The 16,082-nt window shown below is 75.7% G+C and carries 14 protein-coding genes; 11 read left to right on the forward strand and 3 right to left on the reverse strand.

Annotated features, from left to right (window positions below; translation table 11 throughout):
• Positions 1 to 2: 2 nt before the first annotated feature.
• Positions 3 to 767, forward strand: coding sequence for an AzlC family ABC transporter permease (locus K7G61_RS10995; RefSeq protein ID WP_225846584.1), 765 nt, complete (start codon positions 3 to 5; stop codon positions 765 to 767).
• Positions 764 to 1,081 (forward strand): AzlD domain-containing protein, encoded by a 318-nt coding sequence (locus K7G61_RS11000; RefSeq protein ID WP_225846531.1) that lies wholly within the window; start codon positions 764 to 766, stop codon positions 1,079 to 1,081. Before K7G61_RS10995 ends, K7G61_RS11000 begins: the two co-directional genes overlap by 4 nt.
• A gap of 9 nt (positions 1,082 to 1,090) precedes the next feature.
• Here the strand turns inward: K7G61_RS11000 and K7G61_RS11005 are convergent, their stop codons facing one another.
• The 3 genes from K7G61_RS11005 to K7G61_RS11015 all read right to left on the reverse strand — a co-directional run bounded on the left by K7G61_RS11005 (position 1,091) and on the right by K7G61_RS11015 (position 3,136).
• Positions 1,091 to 2,035 (reverse strand): aminoglycoside phosphotransferase family protein, encoded by a 945-nt coding sequence (locus K7G61_RS11005; RefSeq protein ID WP_225846532.1) that lies wholly within the window; start codon positions 2,033 to 2,035, stop codon positions 1,091 to 1,093.
• A 65-nt stretch (positions 2,036 to 2,100) separates the two neighbouring features.
• On the reverse strand, positions 2,101 to 2,520 hold the full coding sequence (locus K7G61_RS11010) for a ferritin-like domain-containing protein (RefSeq protein WP_225846533.1): 420 nt from the start codon (positions 2,518 to 2,520) through the stop codon (positions 2,101 to 2,103).
• A gap of 58 nt (positions 2,521 to 2,578) precedes the next feature.
• Positions 2,579 to 3,136 (reverse strand): hypothetical protein, encoded by a 558-nt coding sequence (locus K7G61_RS11015; protein WP_225846534.1) that lies wholly within the window; start codon positions 3,134 to 3,136, stop codon positions 2,579 to 2,581.
• Between the two features lie 154 nt (positions 3,137 to 3,290).
• Between K7G61_RS11015 and rimP the strand changes: the two genes are divergently transcribed.
• The 9 genes from rimP to K7G61_RS11060 all read left to right on the forward strand — a co-directional run bounded on the left by rimP (position 3,291) and on the right by K7G61_RS11060 (position 15,728).
• Positions 3,291 to 3,821, forward strand: a complete 531-nt coding sequence (gene rimP, locus K7G61_RS11020) for a ribosome maturation factor RimP (RefSeq protein ID WP_225846535.1) — start codon at positions 3,291 to 3,293, stop codon at positions 3,819 to 3,821.
• Positions 3,822 to 3,823: 2 nt separating this feature from the next.
• Positions 3,824 to 4,819 carry a transcription termination factor NusA gene (nusA, locus tag K7G61_RS11025; RefSeq protein ID WP_225846536.1) on the forward strand — a complete coding sequence of 332 codons (996 nt, stop codon included), beginning with the start codon at positions 3,824 to 3,826 and terminating at the stop codon, positions 4,817 to 4,819.
• A 113-nt stretch (positions 4,820 to 4,932) separates the two neighbouring features.
• Complete coding sequence (locus K7G61_RS11030) at positions 4,933 to 5,211, forward strand: YlxR family protein (protein WP_225846585.1); 279 nt, start codon at positions 4,933 to 4,935, stop codon at positions 5,209 to 5,211.
• A 162-nt stretch (positions 5,212 to 5,373) separates the two neighbouring features.
• Positions 5,374 to 8,442, forward strand: coding sequence for a translation initiation factor IF-2 (infB, locus tag K7G61_RS11035; RefSeq protein ID WP_225846537.1), 3,069 nt, complete (start codon positions 5,374 to 5,376; stop codon positions 8,440 to 8,442).
• 83 nt (positions 8,443 to 8,525) lie between these two features.
• Positions 8,526 to 8,819 carry a DUF503 domain-containing protein gene (locus K7G61_RS11040; RefSeq protein WP_225846538.1) on the forward strand — a complete coding sequence of 98 codons (294 nt, stop codon included), beginning with the start codon at positions 8,526 to 8,528 and terminating at the stop codon, positions 8,817 to 8,819.
• A 66-nt stretch (positions 8,820 to 8,885) separates the two neighbouring features.
• On the forward strand, positions 8,886 to 9,422 hold the full coding sequence (rbfA, locus tag K7G61_RS11045) for a 30S ribosome-binding factor RbfA (protein ID WP_225846539.1): 537 nt from the start codon (positions 8,886 to 8,888) through the stop codon (positions 9,420 to 9,422).
• On the forward strand, positions 9,419 to 10,315 hold the full coding sequence (truB, locus tag K7G61_RS11050) for a tRNA pseudouridine(55) synthase TruB (protein WP_225846540.1): 897 nt from the start codon (positions 9,419 to 9,421) through the stop codon (positions 10,313 to 10,315). Before rbfA ends, truB begins: the two co-directional genes overlap by 4 nt.
• A 378-nt stretch (positions 10,316 to 10,693) precedes the next feature.
• On the forward strand, positions 10,694 to 14,491 hold the full coding sequence (locus tag K7G61_RS11055; protein ID WP_225846541.1) for a serine protease: 3,798 nt from the start codon (positions 10,694 to 10,696) through the stop codon (positions 14,489 to 14,491).
• 277 nt (positions 14,492 to 14,768) lie between these two features.
• Positions 14,769 to 15,728 carry a bifunctional riboflavin kinase/FAD synthetase gene (locus K7G61_RS11060; protein ID WP_225846542.1) on the forward strand — a complete coding sequence of 320 codons (960 nt, stop codon included), beginning with the start codon at positions 14,769 to 14,771 and terminating at the stop codon, positions 15,726 to 15,728.
• The last annotated feature ends 354 nt before the right edge of the window (positions 15,729 to 16,082 follow it).

The raw sequence follows: 16,082 nt of genomic DNA on the forward strand, positions 1-16,082 counted from the left end.
CGATGTCCGGGCGCCGGGCGGACGAGGAGGAAGGGCCGGATCGCCGCAGGGCGGTCGTACGCGACGCCCTCGGGGTCGGAGTCGCCGTCGGACTGTCCGGTTTCGCTTTCGGGGTCACCTCGGCGGGCGCGGGCCTGAGCCTGTGGCAGAGCTGCGCGCTGTCGCTGCTGGTGTTCACCGGCGCCTCGCAGTTCGCCCTGGTCAGCGCCCTCGGGGCGGGCGGCGGACCGTTGGCCGCGGCGGCCGGGGCGCTCTTCCTCGGCACCAGGAACGCCTTCTACGGCCTGCGGCTGTCGCGCCTGCTGGAACTGCCCCGCGCGCTGCGGCCACTGGCCGCCCAGTGGGTGATCGACGAGACCTCCGCGGTCGCCCTGGCCCAGCCCGACCGCGCCGGCGCCCGGCTGGGTTTCACGGTGACCGGGGCGAGCCTGTACGCCCTGTGGAACCTGACGACGCTGTGCGGCGCCGCGGGCGCCGCCGCACTGGGCGACCCGTCCCGCTGGGGCCTGGACGCGGCGGGCCCCGCCGTCTTCCTCGCGCTGATCGCCCCCAGGCTGACCGGCCCGACCGAGCGCGCGGTCGCCGCACTGGCCGTCGTACTCGCCCTCACCGCCGTGCCACTGCTGCCCGCCGGTGTCCCCGTCCTGGTCGCCGCCCTTGCCGCGCCCGCCGCCCTTGCCGCGACCGGCCGCAGGACCGCGACCCGCCGCACGACCGCACCTCACGCGCCTTCGCGCACACAGGAGAACCCGGAGGACGACGCATGAGCACCGCCACCACCTGGACCGCGATCGGCGCGACCGCGCTCGGCTGCTACGGCGTCAAACTGCTCGGGCTGTCCGTTCCCGCCGCCCTGCTGGACAGGCCCCTCGTCACACGGCTGGCCGCGCTCGTCCCGGTCGCCCTGCTCGCCGCGCTGACCGCCCTGCAGACCTTCTCCGCCGAGGGGCACCGCCTGACGGTGGACGCGAGGGCCGCGGGACTGGCCGCGGCGGCCGCCGCCCTGCTGCTGCGGGCGCCGTTCCTGGTGATCGTGGCCGTGGCCGTCCTGGTCACCGCGGGAGTACGGGCCGTCGGCTGAGCGGGCGGCTCACAGCCAGCTCGCGAACTCCAGCAGCAGTTCGCCGCCCTCGCCGCCGCCGACCGACAGGTACCAGACGCCCGCCTCGACCGCGCGGAACAGCGACCAGGCGCGCAGGCGGTCGGGCGACACGTCCAGCGCCGAGGCGAGTTCGGTGACGCGGCGGCGCGCGGCGGCGCGGGAACCTGGCCGCGCGGCGAGGGTGGACAGGCGGTCGCGGGCCAGCCAGGCCAGGTCGTAGGCGCGCTCGCCGACCTTCGGCTTGGGGTCGATGGCCAGCCACGGCGTGCGCTCGCCGGCCAGCACGTTGCCGTGGTGGAAGTCGCCGTGCAGCAGGACCGTCTCCGGCGGCTCTGCCATCAGGTCCGCCCACGCCGACAGCGCCTCGTCGATCAGCGGCCGCGCGTCGGCCGCCCAGGGCTGCTCCCGGCGCTCGCGCAGCAACCCCGCCAGGGCCCCGGTGTAGTCGGCGACGGAGGTGAACGGGTGGTCCTCGGCGGGCGGCACCCACAGCCGCCGGAGCAGCGCGGTGGCCTCCAGCATCGCCTTGGGCTCGGCCAGCGAGCGCAGGCTGACGTCCGCCTGGAGCCGTTCCAGCAGCAGCACGCCCTGCGCGGGGTCGGCCGCGAGCAGGCGCACCGCGCCGCGCCCGCCCCAGTGCGCCAGCGCCGCGTACTCGTGCTCGGTCTCCCGGTTGACCATGCCCACCTTGAGCACGGCCGGCTCGCCCCGCGCCGTGCGGACCAGCACGATCATGCTGATCTGGCCGCCGGCGGCGAACACCCGCTCCGGCGTCAGCTCCCACCGCTCCAGGTACCCGGCGACCCGGTCCGGCAGCGTCTCCAGCCACGCCCGGCCCGCCTCGCCCTCCCACGCGGCGATCGTACGGACCAGCCGCTCGGGCGGATCGAGGCGTACGCGTGCGGGCCGGCCGTCGTCCGCCGCTGAACCCATGTGTCGCGTTCCCTCCGTCGTCCTTGCGCGGGCCGTGCGCCGGACCGGTGTCGCGCCGGTGCCGGTCAGCCGAATTCCGCCAGCCCAGGGAAGGCTACGCCGCCGCCGGTCCAGCGCACGGCCCGCACCGCCGCGTCCCGCAGCGCCGCGGCCGCGTCCTGCCGTATGCCGCCTATCGCGGCGCCCACCAGGTCCCCGTACGCGCCCGCGACCCGCTCCTCCAGGAAGGCGGCCAGCCGCACCGCGGCGGCCGGGTCGGGCACGGCGAACGGCAGCGCGTAGCCGGGCGCGGCGGCCACCGGCACACCGCCCAGCTCGGTGACCGTCCGGGCCATCACCGCGCGCCGCGCCTTGTGCGCCTCGTACCCCTCGTGGGCCAGCGCCCGCCGGGCCGCCGCGACGTGGCCGCCCACCACCCCGTACCCGTACACCGCGGCGTGCTCGGCGGCCAGTGCCGCCTGGGCCGCGTCGACGACCGCGATCATGCGCTCACCCGTTCCACCCGCTCCACCCGTCGTGCCCGTCCCGTCCCGTTCCACTCGCTCACTTGTGCCCGGCGGCCAGCAGTACGGCGTGGGCCGCCCCGGCGGCCGCCACGGACGCCAGCAGGCGGGCCAGGTCCCCCGGCACGTCCAGCAGCGCGGCGGTCCTGCGGTCCGCGAGCGCGCGCTCCATGGCGGCCAGGTCGGCCGGGGTCGGCGCGGACCGGCCGCCCGCGGTGGCCGCGGCGCCCTTCGCCGGGGGCTTCGCGGACGGCGCCGCGGCGCCCTTCGACGGCGGCTTCGCGGTCGCGGCCGGAGGCGCGGCCGGGGCGCCGCCGAAGGCCGTCACGTGGCGGGCCACCTCCGCGCGCAGCGGCCCCAGGCGCGCCGCCAGGGAGGGCCGGGCGGCGACCGCGGCGTCGTACGCGGCGAGCAGCGCCGTGCTGTCCCGCAGGGCCCGGGTCCGCTCGGCCGCGCCGGGCTCGGGCAGTGACCGCGCCGAGGCACGGCCTTCGCCGCCGCTCGGGGAGCAACCGGTCACGGCGCCCGCGGCCACCGCGCTCGCGGCCGTTACGGCCAGGACACGGCGCCTGCTCAGCGGAGCGGTCTGCGGGATCATGGAGGGAGTGTAGGGGGCGCGCGGCGCGCCCCGCGCGGCACCGTCCCGCGCACCTGCCCGGAGCGAATTGGTCGGCGGGCGGTCCGCCCGGGTAAAGTTTGGCTGACACGCGACCTTCCATGACAACAGCAGACGCGGCCGAGGAGTCACCCGGATGAGCACGACCCAGAGCGAGAGGCTGCGCGCGTTGCTAGAGCCGCTCGTCGTCAAGGCGGGCCTGGAACTGGAAGAGGTCAAGGTGTCGGCCGCCGGGAGCAGGCGGCAGCTCCTCGTGGTGGTGGACAGCGACGAGGGCGTGGACCTCGACGCCATGGCCGAGGTCAGCCGGGAGCTCTCGCAGGCGCTGGACGCCTCCGACGTGATGGGCGAGGCCCAGTACCAGTTGGAGGTCAGCTCGCCCGGCACCGACCGTCCGCTCACCGAACCCCGCCATTTCCGGCGCAACACCGGCCGGCTGGTCAAGTTCCGGCTCAAGGAGCGCGGCGAGCTGATCGCGCGGATCATTGCGGTGGACGACACCGGGCTGGACCTGGAGGTCCCCGGCGTGAAGGGCCGCAGGCCCAAGCCGGACCGGGCGCAGTTCGAGGCGATCGAGCGGGCCAGGGTGGAGATCGAGTTCAGCAGGAAGCAGGGCGAGCCGGAGACCGGCGGCGGCGCCGTCGACGAGAGCACCGAGGAGGCGTAGCCGTGGACATCGACATGAAGGCCCTGCGGGGTTTGGTGCAGGAAAGGCAGATCTCGTTCGACCTGCTGGTCGAGGCCATCGAGTCTGCGCTCCTCATCGCGTACCACCGCGAGCCCGGCAGCCACCGCAGGGCGCGCGTGGAGCTGGACCGCACCACCGGGCACGTCACCGTATGGGCCACCGAGGAGCCGGACGAGGCAGGCGAGGGCGCCGAGCCGCGGGAGTTCGACGACACCCCCAGCGGCTTCGGGCGGATCGCCGCGTCCACCGCCAAGCAGGTCATCCTCCAGCGGCTGCGCGACGCCGAGGACGACGTGACCTTCGGCGAGTACGCCGGCCGGGAGGGCGACATCGTCACCGGCGTCGTCCAGCAGGGCAAGGACCCCAAGAACGTGCTGGTCGACATCGGCAAGCTGGAGGCGATCCTGCCGGTGCAGGAGCAGGTCCCCGGCGAGGACTACGCCCACGGCACCCGGCTGCGCAGCTACGTCGTACGGGTCGCCAAGGGAATGCGCGGGCCGTCGGTGACGTTGTCGCGTACCCACCCCAACCTCGTGAAGAAGCTCTTCGCGCTGGAGGTGCCCGAGATCGCCGACGGTTCCGTGGTGATCGAGGCCATCGCCCGGGAGGCGGGCCACCGCACCAAGATCGCGGTGCGCTCCACCCGGTCAGGGCTGAACGCCAAGGGCGCCTGCATCGGACCCATGGGGGCCCGGGTGCGCGCGGTGATGGCCGAATTGCACGGGGAGAAGATCGACATCGTGGACTGGTCGGACGACCCCGCGGAGATGGTGGCCAACGCACTGTCCCCGGCCCGGGTGTCCAAGGTCGAGGTCGTCGACCAGGGTGGCAGGTCGGCCCGGGTCACCGTGCCGGACTACCAGCTCTCGCTCGCCATCGGCAAGGAGGGCCAGAACGCCCGGCTCGCCGCCCGGCTGACCGGCTGGCGGATCGACATCCGGCCGGACACCGAGCAGCAGCAGGTGGCACACGGCTGACCCCGGCCCAACACCGGCCGAACGAGCACCGAATCCAAGCCAACCCGAGGCCGAACAACCGTGCGTCGGCTTACTCGAAGGAGTGGGGCCGGTGCGGGGAGGTAGACTTGAGAGTGTCTGGTCGGACGCTGAGCCCAGCATGCCCGGAGCGAACCTGCATCGGCTGCCGGCAGCGAGCGGCCAAGACCGACCTGCTGCGTGTGGCGGTGGCCGGGGACGCACCTGTTCCCGATCATCGCGGTACGCTGCCCGGTCGGGGTGCGTATCTGCACCCCGCCCTTGCCTGTCTCGACCTGGCGGTCCGCCGCCGGGCGTTCCACCGGGCGTTCAGACGCCAGGTGACGCCCGACACCGCGGAACTGCGCCGGTACGTCGAGCGGGCAGCCCCGTAAGAAGTAAGGAAGAAGTACGGCACGGCCCACGCCGTGCGGTCAGGTACCTCGCGAGTCGGAAGTAGGTCGAGATTGCGATGAGCACTCGATGAGTACGCGATGAGTACGCCCATGAAGTAGCGACGGTCCGGCGGACGATCACCCCGGACCAGAAGGAGCGAAGTGGCTAAGGTCCGGGTATACGAACTCGCCAAGGAGATGGGAGTCGAGAGCAAGGTCGTCATGGCCAAGCTCCAGGAACTCGGCGAATTCGTCCGTTCGGCGTCCTCGACCATCGAGGCGCCGGTTGTCCGCAAACTGACTGACGCTTTCCAGGGATCCGGCGGCGGCGCCGCCGGCAAGTCCGCTGCCAAGCCGTCGGCGCCCCGCAAGGCGGCGCCCGCCAAGCCGGCCCCCACCCCGGGTGCGCCGGCCCGTCCCGCTGCCCCGGCGCCCAAGCCGGGCGGCCCGGTGACGCCCGCGGCTCCGGCCGCATCCGGCACCCCGTCCGGCGGTGCCCCCGGCCCCGGCCCGCGCCCCGGCCCCCGGCCGAGCGCGCCGCGGCCCGCCCCGGCGGCCCCCGTGCCCGCCGCGGAGTTCCAGGCGCCGCCGTCCCCGGCGGCCCCCGCCGCTCCGCAGGCGCAGCGCCCGGCCGCCACGCCCGGCCCCCGGCCGGCCCCCCGTCCGGGCGGTTCCGGTCAGGGCCAGCAGCGCGGCGAGGGCAGTCCGCGTCCGTCCGGACGTCCGGCCCCCGGCCAGGGCGGCGGCCGTCCCGGTCCGCGTCCGGCCGGCCCGCGTCCCGGCAACAACCCGTTCACGTCCGGCTCCACCGGCATGCCGCGCCCCGGTGGCGCGCCGCGTCCCGGCGGCGGCCAGGGCGGTGCGCCGCGCCCCGCGGCACCCGGCGGCGCCCCGCGTCCCGGCGGCGCTCCCCGTCCGGGCGCGCCCGGCGGGCAGGCCGGTCCCGGCGGGCCGCGCCCGACCCCGGGCGGCATGCCGCGCCCGCAGTCCGCGGGCCCGCGCCCGAACCCGGGCATGATGCCCCAGCGTCCCTCCGGCGGCCCCGGTACGGGAGGCCCCGGCGGCCGCAGCGGCGGTCCCGGCCGGCCCGGCCCCGGCGGCCGTACCGGTGGCGGTCCGCGTCCCGGCGGCGGCTTCGCCGGCCGTCCCGCGGGTCCCGGCGGCGGTGGCCGTCCGGGCGGCGGCGGTGGCTTCGGCGGTCCGCGTCCCGGTGGCGGCGCCCCCGGCGGCGGTGGCGGCGGCTTCGGCCCGCGTCCCGGCGGCTTCGGCGGGCGTCCCGGCGGCCCGGGCGGCCGCGGCGGCACGCAGGGCGCGTTCGGCCGCGGCCCCGGTGGCCGTCCGGCGCGCGGCCGCAAGAGCAAGCGGCAGCGGCGCCAGGAGTACGAGGCCATGCAGGCCCCGTCCGTGGGCGGCGTGCTGCTGCCCCGCGGCAACGGCCAGACCGTGCGCCTGTCGCGCGGTGCCTCGCTCACCGACTTCGCCGAGAAGATCAACGCCAACCCGGCGTCGCTCGTCCAGGTGATGCTCAACCTCGGGGAGATGGTCACCGCCACCCAGTCGGTGTCCGACTCCACCCTGGAGCTGCTCGCCGACGAGATGAACTACGTGCTGGAGATCGTCAGCCCGGAGGAGGAGGACCGCGAGCTGCTCGAGTCCTTCGACATCGAGTTCGGCGAGGACGAGGGCGGCGAGGAGGCCCTGGTCTCCCGGCCGCCGGTGGTCACCGTCATGGGCCACGTCGACCACGGCAAGACCCGCCTGCTCGACGCGATCCGCAAGACCAACGTGGTCGCGGGCGAGGCCGGCGGCATCACGCAGCACATCGGCGCGTACCAGGTCACGACCGCGGTCAACGACGAAGAGCGCAAGATCACCTTCATCGACACCCCGGGTCACGAGGCCTTCACCGCCATGCGTGCCCGCGGTGCCAAGTCGACCGACATCGCGATCCTGGTCGTCGCGGCCAACGACGGCGTGATGCCGCAGACCGTCGAGGCGCTCAACCACGCCAAGGCGGCCGACGTGCCGATCGTCGTCGCGGTCAACAAGATCGACGTCGAGGGCGCCGACCCGACCAAGGTGCGCGGCCAGCTCACCGAGTACGGGCTGGTGGCCGAGGAGTACGGCGGCGACACCATGTTCGTCGACATCTCCGCCAAGCAGGGTCTGCACATCGACTCGCTGCTGGAGGCGGTCGTCCTGACCGCCGACGCCTCCCTGGACCTGCGGGCCAACCCGGAGCAGAGCGCCCAGGGCATCGCGATCGAGGCGCACCTGGACAAGGGCCGCGGCGCCACCGCGACCGTCCTGGTGCAGCGCGGCACCCTGCGGGTCGGCGAGACCATGGTCGTCGGCGACGCCTACGGGCGCGTGCGCGCCATGCTCGACGACGCGGGCAACACGGTCGACGAGGCCGGCCCGTCCATGCCGGTCCAGGTGCTCGGCCTGACCAACGTGCCGGGCGCCGGCGACAGCTTCATCGTCGTCGACGAGGACCGCACGGCCCGGCAGATCGCCGAGAAGCGTGCCGCCCGCGAGCGGAACGCGGCGTTCGCCCGCAAGGGCCGCAGGTTCTCGCTGGAGAACCTGGACGAGGCGCTCAAGGCCGGTGAGGTGCAGGAACTCAACCTCATCATCAAGGGCGACGCGTCCGGTTCCGTCGAGGCCCTGGAGTCGTCGCTGCTGCAGCTCGACGTCGGCGAGGAGGTCGACATCCGCGTGCTGCACCGCGGCGTGGGTGCGGTCACCGAGTCGGACATCGACCTGGCGACCGGTTCCGACGCCATCGTGATCGGCTTCAACGTGCGCGCCGCCGGGCGTGCCACGCAGATGGCCGAGCGCGAGGGTGTGGACGTCCGCTACTACTCGGTGATCTACCAGGCCATCGAGGAGATCGAAGCGGCGCTGAAGGGCATGCTGAAGCCGGAGTTCGAGGAGGTGGAGCTGGGCACCGCGGAGATCCGCGAGGTCTTCCGCTCCTCCAAGCTCGGCAACATCGCCGGTGTGCTGGTCCGCTCCGGCGAGGTCCGGCGCAACACCAAGGCCCGGCTGCTGCGCGACGGCAAGGTCGTCGCGGAGAACCTCACCATCGAGGGCCTGCGCCGCTTCAAGGACGACGTCACCGAGATCCGTGAGGGTTACGAGGGCGGTATCAACCTCGGCAACTACAACGACATCAAGGTCGACGACGTCATCGCCACCTACGAGATGCGGGAGAAGCCGCGCGGCTGACACCGCCGGCAGGCGGTCCGGGGCCGGTGGACGGAGTGAAAATCCGTCGATCGGCCCCGGCCGCCGCCTGTACCGTCGTACCCATGTACGCAGGCACGCTGTGTTTTGACCTGCTCCTGGGGGACGTACGGTCGCTGAAGGAGAAGAGGTCGGTGGTCCGCCCCATCGTCGCCGAGCTGCACCGCAAGTTCGCGGTGAGCGCGGCCGAGACCGGGGACCAGAACCTCTATCGCAGAGCCGAAATCGCCATCGCGGTGGTCTCCGGGGACCTGGGGCACCTGAAGGACGTGCTCGACCGGTGCGAGCGCTGGATGGTCGCCCGGCCCGAGGTGGAGCTGCTGTCGGCACGGCAGCGCATCCACGGTGACGACGACTGAACCGCGGACGTCCGGCCGTCGCCGCGCACCGCCGAACCGGAGAAGCCGGAGAGAGAGAAGAAGACGATGACCGACACCGCGCGGGCGCGCAAGCTGGCGGACCGCATCCGGGTCGTGGTCGCGGAGACCCTGCAGCGGCGGATCAAGGACCCGCGGCTGGGCTACGTGACGATCACCGACACCCGGGTCACCGGCGACCTGCGGGAGGCGACCGTCTTCTACACGGTCTACGGCGACGACGAGGAGCGCGCCGCGTCCGCCGCCGCGCTGGAGAGCGCCAAGGGCGTCCTTCGCTCCGAGGTCGGCCGCCAGACCGGGGTGCGCTTCACCCCGACCCTCGCCTTCGTCGCCGACGCCCTCCCGGATAACGCCCGCACCATCGACGACCTGCTCGCCAAGGCCCGCGCGGCCGACGAGGAGGTCCGCAAGACGGCCACCGACGCGCGGTACGCGGGCGACGCCGACCCGTACCGCAAGCCGGCCGGCGCGGACGAGGTGGACGAGGTGGACGACGGGGACGCGAACGGGGACGGGGACGCGGACGGGGACCGGCCCGGAGACGCGGCGACCGGCCCGGCCGAGGGCGGTTCCGCACCCGCATGACCTCGCGCAAGAACCGCACAGAAGGCCCCTCGGGGCTGATCATCGTGGACAAGCCCGGGGGGCTCACCTCGCACGGGGTGGTCTCCCGGGTGCGCCGGCTGGCCGGAACCCGGCGGGTCGGGCACGCCGGCACCCTCGACCCGATGGCGACCGGGGTCCTGGTCGTCGGCGTGGAGAAGGCCACCCGGCTGCTCGGCCACCTCGCGCTCACCGAGAAGGAGTACGCCGCCACCATCCGGCTCGGCCAGACCACGGTCACCGACGACGCCGAGGGCGAGCTCACGGCGAGCGTGCCGGCGACCGGGGTGACGGCGGAGGCCGTCGGCGCGGGCATCGCGGCCCTCACCGGGCCCATCCAGCAGGTGCCGTCGAAGGTCAGCGCCATCAAGGTCGGCGGAGTGCGCTCCTACACCCGGGTACGGGAGGGCGAGGACTTCGAGCTCGCCGCGCGGCCGGTGACGGTCCACTCCTTCACCGTGGGCGACATGCGCCGGCACGACGACGTACTCGACCTCGACGTCACCGTGGTCTGCTCCTCCGGCACCTACATCCGCGCGCTCGCCCGCGACCTGGGCGCCGGGCTCGGCGTCGGCGGCCACCTCACCGCGCTGCGCCGCACCCGGGTGGGCCCCTACGGCCTCGACCGCGCCCGCACCCTGGACGAACTCGCCGAGTCCTTCGAGGTGCTGCCCATCGAGGAGGCGGCCGCCGCGGCCTTCCCCCGCTGGGACGTGGACGACGACCAGGCCCGGCTGCTCGGCAACGGCGTCCGCATCAAAGCGCCCGCGCTGCCCACCGGCCCGAACGCGGTCTTCGGACCCGACGGGCGCTTCCTCGCGCTGGTCGAGGAGCACCGCGGGCAGGCGAGGATCGTGGCCGGCTTCGCGCAGTAGCGCGCGGCCGGCGACGGTGGGCACGACCGGGCCCCGTCACGGCCCGCGGTCGCGGCAGTGGCCTCAGTCGTGGTCGTTGCCTCACTCGTGGTCGTGGTCGTGGTCGTGGCCTCAGCCGTGGCCGACGCCCGGCGCCTTCGGCGACCGTGCAGCGGGGTGGCCGTCCCCTGAGCCGCCCCGCTCCACGATCCCCAATCCCCCCGACCTGTCCTTTTCCAGCCGCTGCCCGGAAATCACTCCAATGGCCGGGCGCTCGGAGTGAACCGAGGGAGCGCAGGGGGGCGCTTTCCCCGCGCGATCTTGGCGGAAGATCGCCGGGCTCCTACCGTCGAAGTGGGACGAATCGGGGCGCTCCGCGGGGCGGGGGGAGGGGCCGTCATGGCGGCACACAGCGGGTCACCGCACGGCAGGGGCGGGGCGGCGCACGCGGGCGGGAACAGGCCGGCGTACGGCGCCGAGCGGGGCGACGCGGTGATCCGCGTCCGCGACCTGGCCGGACGCCCGCGCGGCACCGGTTTCCTGGCCGACGGCGACGGCACCATGATCACCAGCCACGAGGCCGTCGACGGCCTGGCCCGGCTGGTGCTGCACGCCCCCGGCGACCAGGTCTGCCTGGTCGAGTCAGGGGCGATCACCCCGCTGCCGGAACAGGGCCTCGCGCTGGTCGCGACCGAGGGCCTGTCCCTGCCCCCGCTGCCAGTGGCGGCCGGCGGCCCGGCGCATCCCGAGCGGCGGATCCGGCTGCCGCTCCCGGCCGCGCACGGCGTCGTCGTCGGCACCGGCGCGGTCACCTACACCGCAACCGACCGCTTCCACCTGCTCGACGAGGTGTACGAGATCGCCCTCGACGGCACCGAGGTCGGCCGCCTCGGCCCCGGGGCGTCCGGGACGCCCGTGATCGACGCCGCCACAGGCGCGGTGCTGGCCGTCGTGACCGTCGCGCTGCACGCGGGCCACCGGGCGGGCGGCTTCGCCGTACCGCTGCGCGCCCTCGACGCGCCGGCCCCGCTGGCCGGCCTGCTCGCGCGTAACGCGGCCACCGTCCCCGGCCAGGGCCCGCACCTGAACCTCGCCGGCGTGCTCCGGCTGACCGGCGCCACCGTGCGCTCGGCCGCCGGCGCGGCCGACTGGCGCGAACCCGTCGAGCGGCCCGAGGTGGCGGACGCGCTGCGGGCGTTCGCCACCTCGGACGACCACACGCCCGTGCTCGCCGTGGTCGGCGCCCCCGGCACCGGCCGCACCACCGCCCTCGCCGCCCTCGCCGCCGAGCGCGCCCGCGACCCGCACCCGGCCCCCACCGTGTGGCTGCGCGGGGCGGAGCTGCGGCCGGGCGACGGCGGTGTCAAGGACGCGGTGGAGCGTGCGCTGCGTACCGCGGCCCGTGTCGTCGGCGCCTCCCGCCCCGGTGCCTTCGCGCCCGGGGAGCCGCCGTACGCCTCCGCGGACGCTGTCCGCGAGGTCGCCCGGGCCGCCGGCCGCCCCCTGCTGATCGTGCTCGACGCCCCCGAGGAGATGCCGCCCGTGCTGGCCCACGCCCTGCCCGACTGGGTGGCGGGCACGGCCGGCTGGCTGCGCGCGGGTGGTGCCCGCCTGGCCGTGGCGTGCCGCCCGGAGTTCTGGGAGCAGGCGGGTGAGCTGATGCCCCCGGAGCTGCTGTACGGGCCGCCGGCGGGCGCGGGCTCGCCGCCGCCCGGGGCGCCGCTCCTTCCGCTGCCGCCCTGCCTGCGTCTCGGCGCCCTGGACGCCGGACAGGCGGCCCGGGCCAGGACGCGATACGCCCTTGACGCCGCCGACATGCGGCCCGGGGACGCCGGGCATCCGCTGGCCCTGCGCCTGCTCTCGGAGGTGCGGGCGGCGCTGCCCGAGGACGAAGGGGGGCCGGGCGCGCGCAGCGGGAAGGGGGACGGCGGGGCGGCGCCGTCGCGGGCGGAGATCTTCTCGGCGTACGTGGACCTGGTGTGCCTGCGGATCGCGGCACGGCTGGCGGACGCGGCCGAACCGCCCGTGCGCGGCAGCGCGATGCGGCGGCTGGCCGCCAGGGTGGCCGGGCGGGTGCACGAGGCGGCCCGCCGCTGCCTGGGGCCCGGGCAGGGCGAGCTGGACCGGGAGGCGTTCGAGGAACTGTTCCCGTGGCGCACGGGGTGGGCGTCGGCCGTTCTGACCGAGGGGCTGCTGGTGCCGGCGGGCGCGGGATACCGGTTCGCCCACGAGGAGCTGGCGGACTGGCTGCAGGCCCGCCACCTGGACCTCGGGGCGGCCCTGCACGCCCTGGTCCACCGCTGGTTCACCGCCCCGGGTACCCCCGCCGAGGCGCCCGTACGGCTGCCCCAGCGAGCCGCCTCCGCGGGCGCGGGCGGCCACCCACCGGTGCCGCCCGCGCCCGCGGTCGCGCCCGCCACGGCGCCGCGCTCGCTGCCCGTGCCCCGGCACCGCGCCGGCCCCGTCGTCCAGGCCCTGCTGCTCGCGCCTCCCGAGGCGCGGGCCGCGTACCTGCGGGCGCTCGTCGGGGCGCTTGACCAGGCCGCCGGGGACGAGCCCCCACCCGCCCCCGCGGACCCGCGGGCCCGCGCCCGCGCCGCCCGCCGGTCGGAGGCCGAGTGGTGGGCGACGCACTTGCTGCGCGAGGTGATGCTGCGGGACGCGGGCGCCCACCGGGAGGCGGCGGCGGAGCTGGCCGGGCGCATCGCCGCGCGGGCTGGCGGGGCCGGGACAGGGGCCGGGAACGGAAGCGGATCCCAGGGGCTCGGGGCGTTCGGGCCGTGGTTCTGGCGGCGGCTGCGGCTGGGGCCGGCCGACCGGCTGGAACTGCTGCGGGTGCTGCTGCCCGCGGACGGACCGCCCGGCACCGGCCGGGACCGGTACCTGGACGTGGCCGCGGACCTGCTGCGCGCCGAACCCGCCCGGGCCGTGCCCGCCCTGTGCGGGTGGTTCGGCGACGACCGGCCGCTGCGCACGGCGGCCGGTCCCGACGTGCCCCCGCTGACCGTGGCCTGCGCGGCCCAGGCACTGCTGCACACCCACCGCCGCCTGATGCCCGACCACCTCGCCGAGACACTCGTCGACACCGCCCACCCGGGTGCCGACGAGGTCCTGGCCGCGCTGGCCGAGGACGAGCCCGCCGCGGTGTGCCGGGCGGTGGACCGCTGGGCGCAGGACCCGCGGCCCGACCGCCACGCGGCCGCCGCCACGTACGGCTGCCATGCCGCGCCCCACGTTCACGCGGACGCAGACCGCGCCCTGCTGCGCGACGCCGCGCTCACCCTCCTCGCCCGGCCCGCCGACCGCGCCCTCCACGGCCCCGCCCTGGCGCTCCTGATCCACGATCCCGCGACCAGGCCGCGCCACCTGGACGCCGCCCTGCGGCGCTTCGCCGCCGGCGACCCCGGGCTGACGCCGAGCGCCCTCGTCACCGCGCTGCCGACCGACCCCGAGCCGGTGCTGCTCGCCTTCCAGGAGCGGCTGCGCCGGGCGGACGAGGGAGCCGGGGAACTCCTGCGGGAGCTGGCCGGCGTCACGGACCCCGCGCTCGCCCGACGTGTCGCGGCACTCGTCGCGGACCAGGTCCGGCACCGGCCGGAGCACGCGGCCGCGGCGGCGGAGTTCCTGGACCTGCGCCTGGAGCAGGGGCCCCGCGCGCGGCCGGCGCTGCTGCCGCTCGCAGCCGCTGTGCTCCGGGACCATCCGCCCGGGGTGCGGCGCGTGGTCGTCCCGGTCTTCGCGGCGCCCGGCACGGGCGTCTCACGGCCGCTGCGCCAGGAACTGCTCGACATGGCGCTGGAGAGCGAGCACGACGCGGACGTCCTCGACGCGCTGCTGGGCGCCGCCGCGCGCGGCTGCCGCCGCAGGCCGCCCGTCCTCACCCGCGACCTGGTGCACCGGCTGGGCCTGCTGCTGGGCCGCACCCCAGAAGGTGCCGCCCGCTTCGACCGCCGGATCGTCGAACTCGCCCGCGCCGCGCCCGAGTTCGGCGGCCTGGTACGCGAGTGGGTGGCGGACGGCGGCACCTGGGACGCGCTGATCGGGCCGAGCGCGCGGCGGCGGCTGGAGACGCAGCCGGCGGGCACGGACGGCCCGGCCGACCTGCCGGGAACGGGCCCGGCCGCCACCGCGGGCGCCCCCGCGAGCCGCGCGCGGGCCGTGGGCGGCGGCAGCGGCGCGGGCCCGCGGGAAGGGTGACCCCGGTGGAATGGCGCGGGCCGCCGGGGCCCGGCTAGAGTCGCGCCCGTACCGGGGGAGCAGGCGCTTCGCGGGCCACCCCCGGCACGGCGGGACGTCCAGGACACGGCGGCCGCCCGGAGCGCGGCCGACATCACAATGCCCTCGCGTCGCAGGTGGGACGGCCGCCGCCGGACGGGGCGGCCGTGCCGGGGGGCGCCGCCGCGCACCGGCATGGCAGGCTTGGACCTGCAGGACGACAGGTTCGTGACTCGGTGAGGAAGCGGGAGCGGTCAAGGTGCAGCGCTGGCGGGGCTTGGACGACGTTCCCGGTGACTGGGGACGCAGCGTCGTCACCATCGGCTCGTACGACGGGGTGCACCGCGGCCACCAGTTGATCATCCGGCGGGCGGTGACCCGGGCCCGGGCGCTGGGACTGCCCACCGTGGTCGTCACCTTCGACCCGCACCCCAGAGAGGTGGTCCGGCCCGGCAGCCACCCGCCGCTGCTGGCCGCGCACCACCGACGCGCCGAACTGATGTCCGGCCTGGGCGTCGACGCGCTGCTGATCCTCCCCTTCACCACCGAGTTCTCCCGGCTGTCGCCGAGCGACTTCGTCAAGGCCGTCCTGGTCGACGGGCTGCACGCCAAGTACGTCGTCGAGGGCCCCAACTTCCGGTTCGGGCACAAGGCGGCGGGCGACGTGGAGTACCTGTCGGCGCTCGGCCTGAAGTACGACTACGAACTGGAGGTCGTCGACCTCGTCATGCGTGGCGAGGCCGGGGGCGGCGTGCCCTTCTCCTCCACGCTGGCCCGCCGTCTCGTGGCCGAGGGCGACGTCGAGGGCGCCGCCGAGGTCCTCGGCCGCCCCCACCGCGTCGAGGGCGTGGTGGTCCGCGGCGCACAGCGCGGCCGCGAACTCGGCTACCCCACGGCCAACGTCGAGACGCTGCCCCACACCGCCATCCCGGCCGACGGCGTCTACGCGGGCTGGCTCCACGTCGGCGAGGAGGCCATGCCGGCGGCGATCTCCGTCGGCACGAACCCGACGTTCGACGGAACCGCCCGCACGGTCGAGGCGTACGCCATCGACCGTGTCGACCTCGATCTCTACGGTCTCCACGTCGCCGTCGACTTCCTCGCCTACCTGCGCGGCATGGAGAAGTTCGACACGATCGAGGCGCTGCTCGAACGGATGGCGGATGACGTGAAGAGGGCGCGCGAGCTTGTCGACTCCGTCGGTAACGGGAGGGGCTGAGCTTTTCGCGCTGCGCGCGGGCGGGGAGGGCTTGGGCTTTTCGCGCTGCGCGCGGGCGGGGGGTTGGGCGTTGTGGCCGTTCCGGTGGGGTGGTTGGTGCTGTCGCCGGATCGTCGGTTCTCGTTGGCTGAGCGCGCAGTTCCCCGCGCCCCTTGGTACGTCCGGTATGGGGTTGGGTGTTCGTGCGGCCTTGCTTTGTCCGGTGAGGGGGTTGGGTGTTGTGGTCGTCCGGGTGGGGTGGTTGGTGCTGTCGCCGGATCGTCGGTTCTCGTTCGCTGAGTCCGCAGTTCCCCGCGCCCCTTGGTACGTCCGGTATGGGGTTGGGTGTTCGTGCGGCCTTGCTTTGTCCGGTGA

The sequence above is a fragment of the Streptomyces sp. HPF1205 genome (assembly GCF_020400825.1).
GTDB lineage: Bacteria > Actinomycetota > Actinomycetes > Streptomycetales > Streptomycetaceae > Actinacidiphila.